This window comes from Cellulosimicrobium protaetiae (genome assembly GCF_009708005.2).
GTDB classification, from domain to species: domain Bacteria; phylum Actinomycetota; class Actinomycetes; order Actinomycetales; family Cellulomonadaceae; genus Cellulosimicrobium; species Cellulosimicrobium protaetiae.
The window spans coordinates 876545-895368 of sequence record NZ_CP052757.1 but is presented as its reverse complement, the minus strand read 5'-3'; the positions used below and the strand labels follow the sequence as shown (position 1 = coordinate 895368).

17 protein-coding genes are annotated in these 18824 nt (G+C 75.3%); 6 read left to right on the top strand and 11 right to left on the bottom strand.

Going from position 1 to position 18824, the window contains the following annotated elements; translation table 11 throughout:
- Window positions 1-16 precede the first annotated feature (16 nt).
- The 4 genes from FIC82_RS03875 to FIC82_RS03860 all read right to left on the bottom strand — a co-directional run bounded on the left by FIC82_RS03875 (window position 17) and on the right by FIC82_RS03860 (window position 4454).
- On the bottom strand, window positions 17-1162 hold the full coding sequence (locus tag FIC82_RS03875; protein ID WP_154797637.1) for a multicopper oxidase domain-containing protein: 1146 nt from the start codon (window positions 1160-1162) through the stop codon (window positions 17-19).
- A gap of 575 nt (window positions 1163-1737) precedes the next feature.
- The gene (locus FIC82_RS03870) at window positions 1738-2604 is read right to left on the bottom strand and encodes an alpha/beta fold hydrolase (RefSeq protein WP_154797636.1); all 867 of its coding nucleotides are present in this window, start codon (window positions 2602-2604) and stop codon (window positions 1738-1740) included.
- Window positions 2605-2727: 123 nt separating this feature from the next.
- Window positions 2728-3840: a hypothetical protein gene (locus FIC82_RS03865; RefSeq protein WP_154797635.1), complete on the bottom strand. Its 1113-nt coding sequence runs from the start codon at window positions 3838-3840 to the stop codon at window positions 2728-2730.
- Window positions 3837-4454, bottom strand: coding sequence for an RNA polymerase sigma factor (locus FIC82_RS03860; protein ID WP_154797634.1), 618 nt, complete (start codon window positions 4452-4454; stop codon window positions 3837-3839). Before FIC82_RS03860 ends, FIC82_RS03865 begins: the two co-directional genes overlap by 4 nt.
- A gap of 138 nt (window positions 4455-4592) precedes the next feature.
- Here FIC82_RS03860 and FIC82_RS03855 point away from each other — a divergent pair, with 138 nt between their 5' ends.
- A complete protein-coding gene (locus FIC82_RS03855) occupies window positions 4593-5801 on the top strand; it encodes a hypothetical protein (protein ID WP_154797633.1) in 1209 nt (402 codons plus the stop codon).
- Between the two features lie 8 nt (window positions 5802-5809).
- Here the strand turns inward: FIC82_RS03855 and FIC82_RS03850 are convergent, their stop codons facing one another.
- Window positions 5810-6358, bottom strand: coding sequence for a hypothetical protein (locus FIC82_RS03850; RefSeq protein ID WP_154797632.1), 549 nt, complete (start codon window positions 6356-6358; stop codon window positions 5810-5812).
- Between the two features lie 133 nt (window positions 6359-6491).
- Between FIC82_RS03850 and FIC82_RS03845 the strand changes: the two genes are divergently transcribed.
- Entirely contained in the window at window positions 6492-7166 is a 675-nt protein-coding gene (locus tag FIC82_RS03845; RefSeq protein ID WP_154797631.1) for a histidine phosphatase family protein, read from the top strand.
- A 38-nt stretch (window positions 7167-7204) separates the two neighbouring features.
- Here FIC82_RS03845 and FIC82_RS03840 read toward each other — a convergent pair whose 3' ends face one another.
- Window positions 7205-7663 (bottom strand): DUF6194 family protein, encoded by a 459-nt coding sequence (locus FIC82_RS03840; protein ID WP_154797630.1) that lies wholly within the window; start codon window positions 7661-7663, stop codon window positions 7205-7207.
- Between the two features lie 50 nt (window positions 7664-7713).
- Here FIC82_RS03840 and FIC82_RS03835 point away from each other — a divergent pair, with 50 nt between their 5' ends.
- Window positions 7714-8505 (top strand): MerR family transcriptional regulator, encoded by a 792-nt coding sequence (locus FIC82_RS03835; protein ID WP_171445689.1) that lies wholly within the window; start codon window positions 7714-7716, stop codon window positions 8503-8505.
- Between the two features lie 81 nt (window positions 8506-8586).
- Here the strand turns inward: FIC82_RS03835 and FIC82_RS03830 are convergent, their stop codons facing one another.
- The 4 genes from FIC82_RS03830 to FIC82_RS03815 all read right to left on the bottom strand — a co-directional run bounded on the left by FIC82_RS03830 (window position 8587) and on the right by FIC82_RS03815 (window position 12347).
- Window positions 8587-9942, bottom strand: a complete 1356-nt coding sequence (locus FIC82_RS03830; RefSeq protein WP_154797629.1) for a hypothetical protein — start codon at window positions 9940-9942, stop codon at window positions 8587-8589.
- 65 nt (window positions 9943-10007) lie between these two features.
- Window positions 10008-10607 (bottom strand): dihydrofolate reductase family protein, encoded by a 600-nt coding sequence (locus tag FIC82_RS03825; RefSeq protein WP_154797628.1) that lies wholly within the window; start codon window positions 10605-10607, stop codon window positions 10008-10010.
- Window positions 10604-11452 (bottom strand): metalloregulator ArsR/SmtB family transcription factor, encoded by an 849-nt coding sequence (locus tag FIC82_RS03820; protein ID WP_154797627.1) that lies wholly within the window; start codon window positions 11450-11452, stop codon window positions 10604-10606. The genes FIC82_RS03825 and FIC82_RS03820 overlap by 4 nt, the downstream gene beginning before the upstream one ends.
- Window positions 11453-11507: 55 nt before the next feature.
- The gene (locus tag FIC82_RS03815) at window positions 11508-12347 is read right to left on the bottom strand and encodes a VOC family protein (RefSeq protein ID WP_253691414.1); all 840 of its coding nucleotides are present in this window, start codon (window positions 12345-12347) and stop codon (window positions 11508-11510) included.
- A 186-nt stretch (window positions 12348-12533) separates the two neighbouring features.
- On the opposite strand from FIC82_RS03815, the gene FIC82_RS03810 reads away from it, so the two are divergent.
- On the top strand, window positions 12534-13829 hold the full coding sequence (locus FIC82_RS03810) for an endonuclease/exonuclease/phosphatase family protein (protein WP_253691412.1): 1296 nt from the start codon (window positions 12534-12536) through the stop codon (window positions 13827-13829).
- A gap of 309 nt (window positions 13830-14138) precedes the next feature.
- On the top strand, window positions 14139-15359 hold the full coding sequence (locus FIC82_RS03805; RefSeq protein WP_154797626.1) for a ScyD/ScyE family protein: 1221 nt from the start codon (window positions 14139-14141) through the stop codon (window positions 15357-15359).
- Between the two features lie 7 nt (window positions 15360-15366).
- Here FIC82_RS03805 and FIC82_RS03800 read toward each other — a convergent pair whose 3' ends face one another.
- On the bottom strand, window positions 15367-16800 hold the full coding sequence (locus tag FIC82_RS03800; RefSeq protein WP_154797625.1) for a pyridoxal phosphate-dependent decarboxylase family protein: 1434 nt from the start codon (window positions 16798-16800) through the stop codon (window positions 15367-15369).
- 214 nt (window positions 16801-17014) lie between these two features.
- Here FIC82_RS03800 and FIC82_RS03795 point away from each other — a divergent pair, with 214 nt between their 5' ends.
- Entirely contained in the window at window positions 17015-18634 is a 1620-nt protein-coding gene (locus FIC82_RS03795) for an asparaginase (RefSeq protein ID WP_253691409.1), read from the top strand.
- Window positions 18635-18824: the final 190 nt, after the last annotated feature.

The following is an 18824-nucleotide window of genomic DNA, read 5'->3' as shown; positions in this document are numbered from 1 at the left end:
GCCCGTGAGTCCCGCGTCAGTGGCCGGCGTGTCCCGTGAGGTCGACGACGGCCGGTCCGGTCCCGCCGGCGACGGCACCCCCGGTGGTGGGGGTGGCCCCCGACGGGGCGGCGCCCGAGGGTGCCGACATCGTGTGGCTGCCGTGGCCCTGGAACCGGTCGATGGACTCCTGCGCGCCCGGCGGCATGGAGCCGTCGGCGTTGCGGACCAGGAAGATGCCCGCCATCCCGCCGTCGGAGTGGAACTGGACGTGGCAGTGGTACATCCACGCGCCCGGCCCGACGCCCAGACCGGCGACGACCTGGAACCCGAACGCGTCGCCCGGGTTGAGGTCCCGGTTGTCCACGACCTGGCTCGGGTCGTACTGGTCGGCGAGCAGCCCGGTCCGGTTGTTCGCCCACCGGTGGGCGTGCAGGTGGAACGTGTGGAGCTGGTTGCCGTGGCCGATGCAGATGAACTCGACGCGCTCGCCGAGCTTCGCCTCGAACATCGGCGTGTCCGGCGCGACCTTGTTGTTGATGGTCATGTCGTTGAAGACCATCGTGAACTGCTTCTGCGGCAGCACGTCGCCCACGCGGCGCACGACGAGCGCGCCGTAGAGACCGGCGGCGAGGCCCTGCGTGCCGTGGTCGCCCCACGCGTGGTCGTGGTAGTGCCAGTAGCCCGCGCTGCCCGGCATCCAGATGCCGCGGTCGCGCGCCATCTTCACGGTCGACCAGGTGTAGGTCCGCGTCTCGCCCGGCTCGTTGAACGAGTTGTTGAACGCGCTGCCGTCGCTGTTGACGTCGTAGTTCACGCCGTGCGGGTGGATCGAGAGGCGCTTGTCCGTCGTGTTGACGAGCGTGATCTCGAGCGTCTCGCCCTCCCACATCTCGAGGATCGGGCCGGGGACGCTCGCCTTGCCGCGCTCGAGGCCGTACCCGACGAGCGTGTCGGAGATGCGCTCGGCGTACATCGTGATCTTGCGGACCGTGCCCGTCGCGGCGGGGACGGCCGCGGCCGCCTGGGAGGGGGCGGCAGCGGAAGCGGGGCTGACGCTGCCGCCGGCGCCGAGCAGGAGCGCTGCCGCCGGGCTCGCGGCGACGACGCCGACCCCGGCGAGCAGGGTGCGGCGCGAGAGCGGTCGCGGTGGGGCCTCGGTCTCGGTCGTCGGCTCGGACATGGGTCTCCTTCGGGGGGCGCGAGGGGCCGTCCGGGCCGCTCGCGGGCGCGCCGGACCGGCGCGGCGCGTCACGGCGCCGCGCCTGTCGGCGCCCTGCGGGCGCGCGGACGGAACCCCGGGTCGGGGGTCGGGCAGGTGCGTGCACGCGGGGGACGTCCCCGCGTCGTTGCGGAACGAGGCGTGCTCTCGGTCGTGCGGGGCTCGACACGCGGGCGGAGGGAAACCGCCGCGGGGCGAGGTCCGGGGCCACCGTGGCCCCGCCGGGGACGCGCGTCGGTGTGCGCCCTCGGCTGTCGGTCCGGACGACGAGCTCCCCTGCGCCGACGTCCGGTCCCCTGGTCGGTTCCAGGGGCAACGAGGTTTATGACACCGCAGTCAGAGGGACATGTCAACAGGTAGGCGAAAGTTGTGTCGACAACAAGCAAAAGTCCCCGGTCAGTCGACACTTCTCGCGCGACGTCGCCCTGGACTCGCGCCGAGCACGACGAGCACGGGGTGGCCAGCCCGGTCCCGCGGGACCCGGGCAGCCACCCCGCGCTCAGGTGTCGTGCGGCGCGCGCGAGACGCGCGCCCGGTCAGGCGTCGAGCACCGCGCGCAGCGCCGCGGCGAACGCTGCCGGGTCGTTGTCCGGCGACCACTCGCTCACCATGAAGCCCCCGTGGTCCCCGGGGAACGTGACCGCGTCGACCCCGAGCAGCGCGGCCAGCGCGGCCCCGCCACGCCACGCGAGCGTGCCCTCGCCCTGCGCGCTCACGGCGGGCACGACCCGCGTCGCCGACGCCCGCAGCGCGTCCCCGTCCGGGGACCACGACGGCATGGTCGCGAGGTTCTTGCCGAGGAGCAGGTCGTCGCGCCCACCGTCGTCCTCGGTCGGGAACCCGAACATCGCCGGGTCGGGCGCGGGACGGTCGAGGTAGTCGGCCGGCAGCGGGCCCACGTGGCTCACGAGCGCGACGAACTTCGCCATCGCGGGCCCGAACCCCTCGCGGCGGTACGTCTCGACGATGTCGGCCTGGACCGCCGTCGCCGTCGCGGCGTCCTCGAGCAGCGGCGTGATCGGCGGCTCGTGCGAGACGAACGTCCGCACGTCCCCCGGGTACCGCTCGACCCACGACAGCCCGACGACGCCGCCCCCGCTCGACCCGAAGACGTCCACCGGCCCCAGGCCGACCGCCGACACCACGGCGTGCAGGTCGTCGGCGTGGGCCTCGACCGAGACCTCGCCGTCCGCCGCGAGCGTGCTGCGCTCGGTGCCGCGCGGGTCGTACGTCACGACCACCCGGTCGTCGAGCAGCCCCGCGAGCTGCTCGAACCCCGAGGCCGCCATGGGCGAGCCCATGACCACCACGGGCGGCCGGTCGCCCGCCACGTCCGGCGTCCGGACGTCGTAGGCGACGACGGCGCCGGGCACGTCCAGGGTGTAGGTCTTGCGCTCGCTCATGGCGTCCTCCGCGTCGTCGTGCCCGCGGCCGTGCACCGCGGGCTCCGAGCGTGCAGACGACGACCGTGCCGAGAACTCATCGGCGGCGGCCGGGCGCCCGGCCCGGCCGCCGCACGGGGCACGTCAGCTCGTCAGGCGCGTGAACTCGTCCTGGGAGACCTCCCGCAGGCCCTCGACCGACGGCGCGAGGAGGGCGAGCGACGCGTCGTCCCTCGGGTGCCAGGTGTAGTCCGACGTCGTGACCGCGAGGCTCGTCTCGGTGGCTCCGTCGATGAAGTAGTGCTCGGTCCGCTCGTCCGACAACGGCAGGTGCGTCTCGTCGTCGAAGCACGCGGCCCGCGTCCAGTCCACGGTGCCCGGCTCGTCGCCGACCCACATCGACGTCTCGCTCCTCGGGGCGGCCGACCCGGGACCGGAGATCTCGAAGCACGTCGCGGGGCGCCCGCCGACCGTCCGCGCCTCGGGGCCGCTCGTCACGACGTCCGGCTGGTCCGCGAGCGCCCGGATCGCGTCCATCTGCGCGGCCAGCTCCGTCAGCTGCGCGGTGAGCTGCTCCCGGATGGTGCCCGAGGGGATGTCGTCCCAGTTCTCCACCGGCAGCGTGAACCGCGTGTAGACGCCGGCCGCGGGGCTCACCCACCAGTAGGTCATCTGTCCCTCCGGGCCGGCCGGGTCGGCGTGCTTGACCTCCTCGACGCCCACCGTGCCGGCGGCGACCGACGCCACGAAGTCCTTCTCGGAGACCCACCGCGTCGCGCTCCCGTCGCCCGCCGTGAACTCCCGGCTCGCGGACGTGTCGAGCGCGGGCTCGCCCGGGTGCTGGACGCCGAACGTCGACCCGACCTCGAGGACCAGGGTCGAGAGGTCGATCTCCTCGACGGCGGTGCGCGCCCTCTCGACGTACGCGACGGCGGCGACCACGGTGCCCTCGTCGTCCGGGTCCTCGCCGACGACGCCGTCCCGCACCTCGGCGGTCGGCGACGGGGCAGCCACGGGTGCGGGCCGCACGTCGGGCCCGGTCCCCGGGACGAGGCCGGGCAGGGCGAGCGCGCTCGCGAGCACGACGGCGCCCGCGCCGCCGACGGCAGCCACCCGCACGGTCCGCCGTCGCCGGGTCAGCACCCCCGGCCGTTCGCCCGCCGTCCGGGCGTGGATCACGGCGAGGACGGCGTCGAGCGGGACGTCGGCGTCCGGGCGGGTGCTCTCGGTGCGCAGGCGGTGGATCGGGTCGTTCACGGGGTTGTCCCCTCTCGGGTCGAGGCGGTGGCACCGACGGTGGCGTACGACGGCGCGGCCGGTGGCGGCGACGCGGGCGGGCTCGGGGTCCGGCTCGGGGTCTCCGCGGACCGGTCGTGCTCGGCGTACAGGCGCGCCAGGCGCTCCTTGGCGCGCCGCACCCGCGCCGACGCGGTGTTGGGGCGGCACCCGAGCGCCTCGGCGAGCTCGGGGACGGAGAGGTCCTCGAGCACGAGGAGCCGCAGGACCTCCTGGTCGCGCGCGGGCAGTCGCGCGAGCAGCCTCTCGGCGGCGTCCTGCCCGACGACGTCGCCCGCGTGGTCGGGCACGCTCAGCGGGGAGACGCCCGTGACGCGGCGCACGAGCGCGGCCCGGCGCGACCCTGCACGCAGGTGGTTCGCCATGACGTTGCGCGTGACCCGCAGGAGCCAGCCGAGCTCGTACGGCGGGACCTCCGTGATCCGGCGCCAGGCCACCACGAACACCTCGCACACGACGTCCTCCGCGTCCTGCGGGGACAGCCGCGTCGCCGCGCACCGGTACACCGACCGCGCGTGGTCGCGGTAGAGGCGGTCGAGACGCGCCCGCGCCTTCGCCTCGGGGGGTGGGGACATCGGCCCTCGCTCCTGTCGTCGTCCTCGACGCCGCCCCTCGCGACGCTCCGCAAGGGGATGTCCGGCAGCGCGCCCAGGATGACAGCCCGGGCGGACCGGTCCGTGCGGCCGGGCGCGCCCTGCCACTACCCTCGCAGGATGCCGTCATCGAGGACCGTCCCCGCCGTCGTCGTCGCCGGAGCTCTCAGCGCGGTCCTGTGGGTGGTGACGGGACGCCTCGCCGACTGGCTCTCGGGCGCCGCGCACACCCTGCCCGGCAGCCTCGTCCGCACGCTCCTCCCCCACCCGACCGGTCCGGTCGCGGGAGGTGAGCCCGTCTCGGGGAGCACCCTGCTCGCGGCGGCGCTCGCGGGCGCGCTCGTCGCCCTCGGGACCCACGTCGCGCTGCGCCGTCTGCCGTCCGGCACCGGCCGCTGGGCGACGTTCCTCGCCGTCTGGTTCTCGACCGTGGCGGCGTCCGCGCTCGCCGCCACGGCCGTCTGGTTCGCGGGCGTCACGCTGCCCTGGCGGGCGGACACGATCACCGAGCTCGTCGCGACCGCGCTCGGCGGCTGGTGGGGACTCGTGAACGGGCTGCTCGTCGGGCTCGCGGTCGTGGTGACCCGGGCCCTGCTGGACCGGCGCGACGACCCGGCGGGCACGCGCCACACCCGCGGCCCGCGGACGGTGCGCGCCTGGCCCGCCGCCCTCGTCGCGGGCGCGGCGACGGCCGTGCTCTGGGCCGCCGCGGGGATCGGGCGCACGACGCTCCCGGGCTCGGCCGACCCGCAGTCGCCGTGGGGCGTGGCCCGCGACGTCGTGCTGCTGCCCTCCGCGCGTCTCGCCGTCGACCGGGACGCGCTCCTCGCCGACCCGGTGCACCTCGCGCTGCCGCTCGCCGTCGGACTGACGGTCGCCCTGCTCACCGCGCTCGCCGCACGCCGGCTGCCCCCGGTCGAGGGGACCGGGGCGCTGCTGCTCGCGACGTGGTGCGCGTGCGTGCTCGGCGCGGCGCTCGCCGCGGCCGTGCCGGTCGTCGTCTCGACCCTCGACGCCGGGGGCGCGCTGCCCGACGTCGGCCGCACGCTCCCCGTCCTCCAGGCCGGGCTGGCCTGGGGCCTGGTGTGCGGTGTCCTCGTGGCACCGCTCGCGGTCGTGGTGCACCGCGCCGCGGGCACCGTCCGGCACGACGACGGGGAGGTGGAGGAACCGTGGCCCGCGCCGACGGCCGCGGACGACACGCGCGAACCCGCCCCCACGGAGGAGCCGCCGACCGACGAGCCCGCCCCGGCGGCCGCGGACGCTCCCCGGGACGACGCTCCCCGGGAGGACGCGCGCGAACGCACCGAGGTGCCGGCGAACGCCTGACCGACCGCTCAGCCGCCGGTGGCGCCCACGACGACCGCGAGGACGACCCCGCCGACCGCGACGACGCCGCCGAAGATCGCCGCGACGAGCCCGATCTTCGTCGCGGGCGCCATCCGCTCCCGCAGGCCTAGACCCCGCGCCGCGTCATCGATGATCCGGCGCCCGGTCGCGGAGGAGTAGGCGTACGCCACGACCGGCCCGACCGTGCCGCCCTCCCGCCCGCCCACGACGGTCCGGGTCGAGAACGACCAGGTCCTCCCCTGGAACGACGACGCCCGCAGTCGCGCCCCGACGCGCGGCACAGGGCCGCCCTGCGGGCCCACGGTCCACTCGAGCTCGCTGTGCCGGTCGGTCGTCGCGTACCTGCCGTCCGGGGTCACGCGCACGACGTGCTCGAACGACTCGCGGAGCCCGCTCGCCGACAGGACTCCCCACCAGCGCGCGTCGGCGAGGTCGAGGACCATCGTGAACCCGTCCGGGCGGAGGTCGACGACCCGGTACGGCGTCTGCTCCAGGCGCTGTCCGACGGCGGCGGCGAGGTCTGCGGCGTCCGGCATGGGCCACATCGTACGGACCGGAGGTTCCGCGCCCGGCCACGCGATCGTCACCTGTGGGTCGCCGTCCCGAAACCCGCGCGCCCTAGCCTCGGCGGTGACCAGAAGACCGGGACGACCGGAGGGCACAGCGACGATGACCCTGACGATCACGCTCGTACGGCACGGGCAGACCTACCTCAACGCACGGCGCCACCTGCAGGGGTCGTGCGACTCCCCCCTGACCCGCACCGGCCGCGCCGGTGTGCGCGTCACCGCGCAGCACCTCGCGCGCCACGACTTCGCGGCCGTGTACTCCTCGCCGCAGGGCCGCGCCGTGCTCACGGCGATGGAGATCCTGCGCCACCACCCCGACCTCCCGCTCACGGTCGACCCCGACCTGCGCGAGCTGTCGTTCGGCTCGTACGAGCGGCGACCGGAGTCGCACCTCGACGCCGTCGAGCCGTGGGCCGAGCTCGTGCCGCGCGTGCTCGCCGGCACGCACCCCGGCGTCGGCGGCGGCGAGCCCGGCAAGGACTTCATGGCGCGCGTGCGCGACGTGTTCGCGCGGGTCGTCGCCGCGCACGACGACGCGTCCCGCCCCGGTGCGGCGCTCGACCGGCACGTGCTCGTCGTCGGGCACGGGCTCACGCTCGGCGCGTGGCTCGCGACGCTCGACCCCTCCGGTCTCGTCGCCCTGCCGAACGCGTCGGTCTCGACCGTCGAGGTGACCGACGGCGTCCCGCGCGTCCTCGCGGTCGGCGTCGACGTCGCCGGGCACGGTCACGTGGCCGCCCGCCCCGCGCCGTCGGGCACCCCGGTCCCGGCCTGAGCATCACCCCTACCCCGAGACAGCGACACCGGGCGTCGCTATCTCGCGGTGCGGCGGGCGGCGCGGGCGCGGGCGTCGTCGTGCGCGGCGCGCAGCAGGTCGAGGACGAGCGCCGTCGTGCGCTCGCCCGGGTTCACGACGCACACCCACCCGAGCGACCCGTACACCGGGTGCGGCACGACGACGTCGGTCGTCTCCGCCTCCGACGCCTCCCCGTCGCGCGGGTCGGTGCCGAGGAGCGCCCGGAACCGGTCGCGGCCGACGTGCACGTTGACCCTCCACCGGCCCTCCTCGTCGAGACGTGACGTGGTGTCGTCGGGGTAGTTCTTCGTGACGACCGTGCCGTACGGCTGCCCGTGCGGGATCACGCCGTCGGGGGCGAAGTAGAAGAAGTGGTCGCCCCACGCCAGGTCGGGGAACTCGCTGCCGGGACCGGGCGAGAGGACGAGGACGCCGTCGAACGACCGGACCGTTCCGAGGATCTGCTCCATACTCATGGTTCGAGTGTGTGCTTGAAGTCCTTGTGGAGGGTTGCGGAAGGTTGGCCATGGCCGGGTCGGGGCGCGGGCGCTCGGGAGCGACGGGACCGCTGCGGACGTCCGACGTCGCGCGCGCGACCGGCTGGTCCGTGCAGCAGGTGCGGGACCTGGAGGCGCTCGGCGTCCTGCCGCCCACCGGCCGGTCCGCGAACGGGTACCGCACCTTCGGTGCCGAGCACGTCCTGGCCCTGCGCGCGTACCGCGGTCTCGCGACCGCCGTCGGGCCGGTCGTCGCGCGCCGGGTGCTGCGGGACGTCCGTGCGCTCCCGCTCGACGAGGCGGCCGCGCTCGTCGGCGGGCTGCACGTGACCCTGGCGCGCGAACGGGAGGAGGCGCTCACCGCGAGGCGTGCGCTCCTCGCGATCGGCGCCGAGCCGGGGACGGCGGACCCCGACGCGCGCGGCGACGCCGGAGCCCTCACCATCACGCAGCTCGCGGCGGCGCTCGGCGTGCGCACGTCGACGCTGCGCTTCTGGGAGACGGAAGGACTCGTGGCGCCGGAGCGCGTCGCGACCCGCGGCGGCTCGGTCTCCGCCCGCCTCTATCCCCCGTCGGCGGTGCGCGAGGCCCGCGTCACGGTCGCGCTGCGCGCCGCCGGGTACCGGGTCCCGGAGGTGCGCGGCGCGATCGAGGCGCTCCGCCGCACCACCGGGCCGGAGGACGTCGCCGACCCGCTCGCCGCGCTCGACGGCCGGCTCGTCGCCGTCGCCCGCCGCACCGTCGCCCTGCTGGAGGCCGGCGCCGACGTCGCGCGCCTCCTCGCGCACGCCGACACCGACCCCGGTACGCCCCCGGGATAGCGACGCCCGGCCGAGAGAGCGACGTGCCGCGCGCCGAGTGCCGCTCTCCCGACCGGAGGTCGCTGTCTCAGCGAGATGGGGTCAGAGGTCGAGGAAGCGGCGGCGGTCCGACCGGGCCGAGCCGAGCCCCGCCCAGCCGGCGAGCGCGAGCACGCCGCCCGCGACCCACGCGACGATCTCCCATCCGGGCGAGCCGTCCTGCCCGACGACGGCGCCGTCCGTCATGAAGGTCACCGTCCCGAGGCCGAGCAACACCAGTCCGAGCACGAGCAGGACCACGTCGCGGGCTGTCTTCCCCGTCGCCCGCCGCGGGGCGCGCGCCTCGACCGCTGCCCGCTCGGCAGCGGTGAGCGGGGCCGTCGGGCCGAGGGGCTGGACGCGCTCCGCGCCGTGCCGGAACCGCTCGGGATCTCCGACCGCCTCGACGAGGGCCGAGGGCAGACCCAGCAGGTAGGCGAGCTCGGCGACCGGGTCGCCGGGCCAGGTCGACGCCGTGAGCAGCGCCCGCAGCCGCGCCGGGTCGCGGGGCTCGCCGAAGGCCTCGACGAGCGCCTCGTACGCGCCCTCCGACCCGGACGTCGACAGATCGGTCCAGCCGTCGTCCCACACCCCGTAGGCCCAGGGTCGCCCGGGGGTGACGACCGTCCAGGACACCGCCGTGCCCGCGCGCTCGATGCCGACGACGGCCTCGCCGGGACGCAGGCCGCGCTCGATCGTGCTGCGCGCCCGGAACTCGCCCGCGAGGGCCGCGGTGAACTCGTCGAGCACCCGCTCGTCGGTCGACCCCGGGACCGGCGGGGAAGGACGGGACGTCGCCCAGACGGTCGTGCGCTCGTCCGTCGCGCGCACCCATGCCGACGAGGCACGCCGCACGACCGCGCGCACGAACCCGGCGTCGGAACGGACGAGCTGCACGACGGCGTCCGGGGCGGCCGAGTCGGTCGTCGGAAGGTGGGCGACCTCGACGAACGCGTCGAGCAGGTCGTCGGGGTGGTCCAGCTCGCGCAGCCGGTCCGGCGCGGACGTCGCGTCGCGCAGCCCGACGAGCGCCGCGACGGCCGCGAGGACTCCGGCCGGGTCGCCGTCGAGACGCATCGTGTGGTCGGTGCCGCCCGGGTCGAGCGGGACCCAGGTGACGGCGACGGGGGCCGCGACGTGGTCGGGTCGGGCGGCGAGGATCGCGCTGACCCCGTCGGGCAGCTCGTCCGACCCGGCGTCGAGCTGCACGACCCACGGGGCCGCGACGAGCCCGTCCACGCGCGCGAGCGCCTCGGCGACGGACGCGGGCGCGGGCCGCTCGTCGGTGCTGGGCTCCGTGTCGACCTCGGCGAACGTCCAGCCGCGCTCGTCCGTGGGGCCGACCCGCCCGTGCTCGAGGTCCGCGGCGCGCAGACGGGCGAGGACCTGGTCGTGCGGGGTGCGGGTGACGACGTTCACGGCGTCATGATGCCGGACGACGGCACCCCCGCGGCGCGCTCACCGCCAGGCGAACGGGTGCCGGGTCAGCGGACCCGGTCGTAGACGAGGGCGAGCTCGCCCGTCGGACCCGCCTCCTGGTACGCGACGGCCCAGCGGGTGGACGGCAGGCCGTCCTCGAAGAGCCGTCCCCCGCTGCCCGCGATCTCGGGGACGACCACGAGGTAGAGCCGGTCGACGAGGTCGGCCGCGAGCAGGTCCTTGATGACGCCCGGGCTGCTGTTGACGAGGATGTCGCCCTCCCCGGAACGGCGGAGGTCGGCGACGACGTCGGCCGCCGGACCGTTCACGACGCGCGCGCGGTCCCACGGGGCCTCGGTCAGCGTGGTCGAGAGGACGACCTTCTCGGTGCCGACGAGCCAGCGCGCGTACGCGCGGTCCCGCGGGTCGGCGGAGTCGTCCTCGGCGACGGGCCCCCAGTAGCCCAGGAAACCCTCGGCGTTGCCCCGGCCCAGCACCGCCGTGGTCGCTCCGGCGCACATGCGGGCCATCTGGTCGCGCGCGGTGTCCGACGCGACGTAGGGGCCGATCGGGCTGAGGTCGCCCGGCCCGCCGGGGCCGTGGTAGCGCCCGTCGAGCGTGAGGGCGAGGTTCGCGGTGACGAGTCGTCCGGTCGGTGCGGTCATGACGTGCTCCTGTCGGTGTCGGTGTCGTTCTGGTGCGTGCCCGCGACGGTCGCCACGAGCGTGTCGAGGCTCTGCCCGAAGCCGATCTCGATCCCGGCGACGAAGTCGGCGGAGCCGACCGTGCTGTCGGAGACCCGGAAGCGGACGTCGAGGGTGGTGCCGGCCCCGTCGGGGCGGAGGTCGAGGTCGACGTGCGCGGTGAAGGCCACGCTCCCGTCGGGGAGCACCGGCGAGAGCCGGTACGCCAGGCGTTCCGCGGGCCGCGCCTCCACCACCCGGCCCTCGGCGCGCCCGACCACCTCGCCGGACGCGTCGACGTCCTCCGCGTCGCGGTACTCCTGCACGATCAGGCCGCCCGGCCGGGCCTCGAACACGAGCTCGGACACCCGCAGGTCGTCCGGCGTCCACCACCGCGCGAGGAGCGCGGCCTCGGTGAGGTGGCGCCACACCACGTCCGGCGTGGCGGCGAGCGCCCGGGTGAAGCCGAACGTGCGCCCGTCCGCCCACCCGGCCGCTCGGGCGGCCTCGCGCTCGTCGTCCATGGTGGCGCCGTACCGCGCGAAGGTCTCCAGCGACGGCGCGTGGTCCGCGGTCGCGGCGAGGGCGGAGAGCGTGGCGGCGACCTCACGGAGCGCTTCCGGGCGCAGCGCGTAGACGCGGCGCTGCCCGGAGCGCTGCGAGACGACGACGCCGGCGCGTTCGAGCGTCTGGAGGTGCTTGGTGGTCTGCGGCTGGCGCGCGTCGGCGAGCCGCGCGAGCACGCCCACCGCGCGGGGACGCTCCGCGAGGAGCGTGACGAGCCGCCACCGGACCGGGTCGGCGAGCGCGGCGAGGAGGGCGTCCATGGCGACAAGTATTCGCTGCCAGGAATATTCCTGTCAAGGAATATTTGCCGCAGGCTCAGAAGCCCTCGGGCGGCGTGAACTGCGACAGGGTGAGGACGGCGCCCTGCGGGTCACGGACCGTGGCCTCGCGCGTCCACTCCCCGTCCTCGGTCGACAGGACGGTGGCGCCCGCGCGCTCGGCGGTCGCGGCGGACGCGTCACGGTCGACGACGGCGAAGACGACGTCGTGCCGGGCCGGGCCGGGAGCCTCCAGGACTCCCGCCACGACGTCCCGGAAGCCGGGTGGGGCGTTCTTCTGGTCCACGTCGATCTCGGGCCGGACCGTCCGGGCGAGATGGTCGCCGTACCCCTCGACCCGGGCCATGCCCGCACCGAGGTCCGGGTCGACCTCCCACCCGAACAGGGGGCCGTAGAAGTGCAGGGCGCGCGCGACGTCGGGCGTGCGCAGGACGCTGAAGTTCCACGTGCCGGGATCGTTGACGCGCTGCGCCCCGAGCCGCGTGCCGGGCTCCCACATCCGGAAGGTCGCGCCCTGCGGGTCGCGCACGGACGCCGTCCGGCCGGGCGGGCCGACCGTCGTCGGTCCGTCGAGGACCTCTCCGCCGAGGTCAGGGACGCCGCGCGACGAGGCGTCAACGTCGTCGACCGCGACGTACGTGATCCACTCCGGCAGGCCGGCCCCGGACGCGACCGCGGCGACGTCCTTCCCGCCGAGCGACGCCACGACGTACCGCTCCCCCGACCCGGGCGGGAGCCTCTCCTCGAACTCCCACCCGAACAGGGCGCCGTAGAACGCGAGCGCGGCGTCGACGTCGGGCTGCTCGGTGTCCACCCAGCACGGCACGCCGTGCGGGTAGGTACGCATCTCGTCCCGGGGCTGCGGCGTGGTGTCCATGCTCCACCGTCCCACCGGCCGCCGACATCGTCACCCCCGCACAGGCCACAGCCCGGCCGCTCCCGGACCGGCACCCCCGCACGTTCGCCCACCGGTCACCCGCCCGTCCTTCCCGCGCGCGACGCGTGTGCGTACGGTGGCGGGGAACCTCTCGACGACCACCGTCCCCGACGACGAGGAGCCACCGTGTCCACGAGACCCGTCCCCCACCACCGCGCGGCCCGGACCGCACTGGTCCCCGCCCTCGCCCTCGCCCTCGCCCTGACCGTGGGAGGCGTCGGCGCCGCCGCGAGCCCCGCCGTCGCGCACGGCGGCCACGGCAACGGCGGCGGCCACGGCCACGACCACGACCGCGGGACGCTGCGCGTCGCGACGTACAACGCGAGCCTCAACCGCGCCGCCGCGGGCGAGCTCGAGGCCGACCTCTCGACCCCCGACGACCCGCAGGCCGCGACGATCGCCGAGGTGCTCCAGCGCACGCGGCCCGACGTCGTGCTGCTCAACGAGTTCGACTTCGTGCCCGACGGCCGGGCGGTCGACCTGTTCCGCGACCACTACCTCGAGGTCCCGCAGGGCGGCGCGCAGGCGATCGAGTACCGGTACGCGTACGTCGCCCCGTCGAACACGGGCGTGCCCAGCGGGTTCGACCTCAACAACGACGGCACGGTCGGCGGGGGCGACGACGCGCTCGGCTTCGGGACGTTCGAGGGCCAGTACGGCATGGTCGTCCTCTCGCGGTACCCGATCGACACGCGCGGCGTCCGCACGTTCCAGGACTTCCTCTGGAAGGACATGCCCGGCGCGCTGCTCCCCGACGACCCGGCGACGGCCGCGCCCGCGGACTGGTTCACGCCCGAGGAGCTCGAGGTCGTGCGGCTGTCGAGCAAGTCGCACTGGGACGTGCCCGTGCGGGTCGGCCGCGAGACCGTGCACGTGCTCGCGTCCCACCCGACCCCGCCGACGTTCGACGGGCCCGAGGACCGCAACGGGCGCCGCAACCACGACGAGATCCGGTTCTGGGCCGACTACGTCACGCCAGGCAAGGCGTCGCGGTACGTGTACGACGACGACGGTCGTCGCGGCGGGCTGAAGCCCGGCGAGAGCTTCGTCGTCCTGGGCGACCAGAACGCCGACCCGCTCGACGGCGACTCCGTGGACGCGGCGATCGACCAGCTCCTCGACCACCGGCGCGTCCAGGACCCGGCCCCCCGCTCCGACGGCGGCGCCGAGGCCGCGACCCTCCAGGGCGGCGCGAACGCGGCCCACCTCGGCGACCCCGCGCTCGACACGGCCGACTTCGCGGACACCGCGCCCGGCAACCTGCGCGCGGACTACGTGCTGCCGTCGCGCGACCTGCGCGTGCGCGACGCCGGCGTGTTCTGGCCCGTCCAGGCGGACCCGCTGTCGCGCCTCACCGGCGTCTACCCGTTCCCGAGCAGCGACCACCGGCTCGTGTGGGTGGACCTGGCCGTCCGCCGCTGACGGGTACCGAGCCCGTCCGCCCGCGCACCGGCGGGGCGGACGGGCCGTCGCCCGGGGCGACGGTGCTGGACCGCTGCGCCCGCCGGGTGCACACTCGGAGGTCTGTGCTCACCGCCGACGCACAGGAGACTCCCGGCCGGCACCCTGCCGACCGCACGGCACGCCCTCGGCACACACCCGTGGCGCGCCACGTCGTCCGGCCCGACGACCACCACACCCACGTCCCCGGCGCGACGCGCTCGCGTGCTGCCCCGCAGCACGGCGACGACACCCCTGCCGCGCCCCGGGACCGCCGGACCTGGAGCACCCATGAGTAGACTCCGCACCGCCCTGCCCGCAGGGTTCGCCGCAGCGACCGCCCTCGTCCTCGTCGCCAGTCCTGCCGTCGCGCACGGCGGCGGCCGACCCGACCCCAAGCCCCCGGCCGTCACGGACGTCGTCGGCGGGCTCGTCGGCCCGCTGAGCGCCGCCGTCGGCCCACGCGGCACCACGTACGTCACGCAGGACTTCGCCGCGCTCGTCACGGCCGTCCGGCCCGACGGCACCACCACGGTGCTGCACGCCGCCGAGGGCGGGGCGGAGGCCGCCGGGGTCTCCTACGCCGACCGCACCCTGACGTTCACCGAGACCTTCTACGGCACGAGCCCCGTGTCGGAGTCCGCGGTCGTCAAGACGGTCCGGACCGACCGGGCAGGCAATCCCGTCGGGGAACCGACCGTGCTCGCCGACATCCACGCGTACGAGACGGCGAACAACCCCGACGGCGGAGTGTCCTACGGCCTGCTCGAGACCGACCCGGCGTGCGTCGCCCAGGTGCCCGCCGAACCCGTCTCTCCGTTGTACACCGGGCACCTCGACTCCCACCCGTACGCGACGACCTCGTCGCACGGCACGACCTACGTCGCCGACGCCGGGGCGAACGCGATCCTCGCGATCGACCGGCGCGGTGTGCGCACCGTCGCCGTCCTGCCCTCCCAGCCGTACGTCATCACCGCGGCCCTGGCGGCGGAGGTCGGCTGGCCGGAGTGCACGGTCGGGGAGACGTACTGGTTCGAGTCGGTCCCGACGGACGTCGAGGTCGGGCCGTGGGGTCAGCTCTACGTCTCGGTGCTGCCCGGGGGCCCGGAGGACCCGACGCTCGGAGGTCGCGGCATCGTCTACACGGTCGACCCGTGGCGCGGGAAGGTGCGCCAGCTCGCGAGCGGCTTCGTCGGCGCGACCGACCTCGCGGTCACCGAGCGCGGGACGGTGTACGTCGCCGAGATGTTCGGCGGCAAGATCTCCGTGATCGAGCGCGGGGCCCCGCGCACGCTCGTCGACGTGCCGCTCCCGGGCGCCGTCGAGTGGACCGGCAAGGGCCTCGTCGCCACGACGAACGCCCTCCCGGGCGAGGGCGCACCCCCGGACGGGCACCTCGTCACGGTGACGACCGGCCCGAGCCGCGGGCACGGGCACGGCGGCTGGCACCGCGGCTGGGGCGACGACGACCGGCACGGACCGGGGTCGTGGTTCGACCGCGGGAAGCGCTGACGGGTCGCTAGACGGCGGACGCCCGGGCGAGCGCGTCGAGGCTCGCCCGGACGTCCGCGTCCGTCGTCGCCCACGAGCTCACCGACACGCGGAGCACCGCGCGGTCGTGCCAGCGCGACCCGGACATCCAGGCCGTGCCGTCGTCGAGGACGCGCCGCACGACCTCCCGCGTGCGCGCGTCGTCGCCGAACGTCGCGCACACCTGGGTGAAGACGACGTCGTTGAGCACGACCGCGCCGTCGAGCGCCCGCATCCCGGCGGCGAACGTCGTCGCGTGCCGGCAGAACCCGTCCACGAGGTCCGCGACGCCGGAGCGACCCAGAGCGCGCAGCACCGCCCACACGGCGAACGCCCGCCCGCGGCGCGACAGCTCCGGCACCTTCTCGAACGGGTCGCCCGTGTCGCTCTGGATGAGGTAGTCGCCGTGCATCCCCATCGCCGCGCGCAGCGGGGCGGGGTCCGCGACGATCGCGAGCCCGCAGTCGTACGGCACGTTGAGGGTCTTGTGCGCGTCGGTGGCCCACGAGTCCGCGCCCTCGTACCCCGCGACGAGGCCCCGGTGCGTCGGCGACGCGGCGGCGAAGAGCCCGAACGCGCCGTCGACGTGCACCCACGCCCCGTGCCGGTGCGCGACCTCGACCGCCGCCCCGAACGGGTCGAACGCGCCCGAGTGCACGTTCCCCGCCTGCAGCACGACGATCGTGGGCCGCGAGGGAGAACCCTGGTCCCGCAAGGCAGGACCCCGGTCCGCCGAGGTAGAACCGTGGTCCGCCGAGGTAGAACCCTGGTCGGTCAGCGCCTCCTCGAGCGCGGCGACCGAGATCCGGCCCTGGTCGTCGGCGGCCACGACCTCGGGCGCGCCGAGCCCGAGGTACGACAGCGCGAGGTCGACCGACTCGTGCCGCTCGGCGCCCACGAGCACGCGGACGCGCGGGGCCCCGGTCAGGCCGTCGCGGCGCACGTCCCACCCGGCGCGCCGCAGGACCTCCCCGCGCGCGGCCGCGAGGCACGTGAAGTTCGCGGTCGTCGCGCCGGTGACGAACCCGACCGCGCCCGACGGCGGGAGGCCCAGCAGGTCGAGCAGCCACGCGCTGGTCACGTCCTCGACGGCGGTGTGCGCGGGGGTCACGGTGCGCAGCGCGGAGTTCTGGTCCCACGCGCTCGTGAGCCAGTCGGCCGCGAGCGCCGCCGGGTGGCTCCCGCCGATGACCATCCCGTAGAAGCGGCCGGACGGCATGGCCGTGAGCCCGGGCCCGCACGCGGTGGCGAGCAGGTCGACGACGTCCGCGGCCGACGTCGGGCCGTCCGGCAGGTCGGTGCCCAGGGCGGCGACGACGTCGGCCACGGTCGCCCGGGGCGGGACGGGCCGTGTCGCGAGGGAGTCGAGCCACGCGGCCGCGTGCTCGTGCGCCCGCAGGAGGGCGGTGTCGCGATCGTCCATGACCGCTCCTGACCGGGCCGGACCGACGCCGGCCCCTCCCGCCAGGCTGGACCCGCGTCGGGCGCGGGTCAACCGCGGTGGACCGGGACCGGCCACTCGACCGCCGTGGCGTCGATCTTGGACGCGCGTACTTCTTACGCCCAGGCAATCATCAGGCAACACACGGTGCCTAGCGTCAGGCGGGCCAGATGTTCCCCCGACGGAAGGCCCCCTGTTGAGAACGTTCACACTGACCCTGTCCGGCCGCGCCGTCGCGGCCGTCGTCGCGCTCGTGCTCGCGTGCGCCGCTCTCGCCGCGACAGTCGCGTACGCCGTCGCCGACTCCCGTGCGACCGCCGCCGCCGCGCGTGCCGCGGGCGCCGCGGCGCCGGTCCTCGCGTCCGGATCGGCCGCGGCCAACCCGCTCGGCATCACGTCCGCCCGGTACACGACGGCCACGGCGACCGCCGCGGCCGAGAAGCCGAAGGTCGTGGTCGTCGCGACGGGCGGGACCATGGCCGGCAAGGCGACCGGCCGCGACACGTTCACGAGCTACCGCGCCGGCACGTACCTCATGGAGGACATGCTGAACACGCTGCGGCCCGAGCTCGACGCCGTCGCCGACGTCACCGCCGTCCAGTTCGGCAACGCCGGCTCGTCCGGCTACTCGATCGAGCAGTTCCACGCGCTCACGCTCGAGGTGGAGAAGCAGCTCGAGACGGCGGACGCCGTCGTCGTGACGACCGGCACCGACACGCAGGAGGAGTTCGCCTACTGGCTCGACCTCACGGTCCAGTCGCGCAAGCCCGTGGTCACGTCCGGCTCGATGCGCCCGTGGGGGTCGGGCGCCGGGCCGGACTCGAGCCTCGTGTTCGGGACCGACGCGCCCGCGAACCTGTACAACGCGATCAAGGTCGCGGCGTCCCAGCAGACCTTCTGCTTCGGCACCGTGCTCATGCTCAACGACGAGATCCAGGCGGCCCGCGAGGTCACCAAGTCGAACTCGTACCGCACGGACACGTTCCAGACGCGCGAGTACGGCGTGCTCGGCTGGATCGACGGCGACAACATCACGCTCGGCCGCGCGCCGGCACGCGTGATGTCGTGCGACACGGAGGAGTGGTTCACGCCCTTCGACCTCGCGGAGGCCGACCCGAAGTCGCTCCCGCGCGTCGAGATCCTCATGTCGTACCAGCAGGCCGGCGGCGAGGCCGTGACGGCGTTCGCGAACGCGGGCGTCGCGGGGATCGTCACCGCGGGGACGGGCGCGGGCGGCATCTCGTCCGCGATGAGCCAGGCCCGTTCGGCCGCGATCCGCGACAAGGGGATGTGGTTCGTGTCGACGACGCGCACCGGGTCCGGGTCGTCGTACGGGAGCGGCAACGGCATCCTCGCGGGGGGCGACCTCACGGCCGTCAAGGCGCGCCTGCTGCTGCTCCTGTCCCGCGCGTTCACGGACGACTTCGCGACGGCCCAGGGCTGGTTCGCGACCTACGGCAACGCGTCGTTCGACCAGTCCGCGACCGCGGACGAGATCGGCGCCGAGCCGGGCGCGACCGCCGTCCTCTTCACCGGCACGGCGACCCCGTCGTGCAAGGCGGCGGGCAAGCAGCTCTGGCTCACGACGTCCGTGACGAACACGGACACGGTGCCGATCGACGTCCGGGTGAAGACCGTCTCGGGCGAGCACAAGTTCTCGAAGATCCCCGTCGGCGAGACGGTCGAGAAGACGTTCTCCGTCAAGGGCAAGACGCTCGACGCGGGCGAGGCGACGCTCACGGCGTACAAGAACGTCGACGGCCAGGGCGTCCAGACCGAGTCGACGGCGCCGTACCCGGAGACGACCTGCGGCTGACCTCCTGACCACACCCCGCCGAGCACGACATGAGGGTCGTCATCGCGTCGATAGCGACCCTCATGTCGTGCTCGAATGCGGGCACTGTCGTGGTCGAGCGCGGGCGGAGGGTGTGTCGCTCAGGCGGTACGACGGTCGGTCCTCCCGGCCTTCGGGTTTACGCAGGCGTCCTCACGAATCCCGTAGGGTG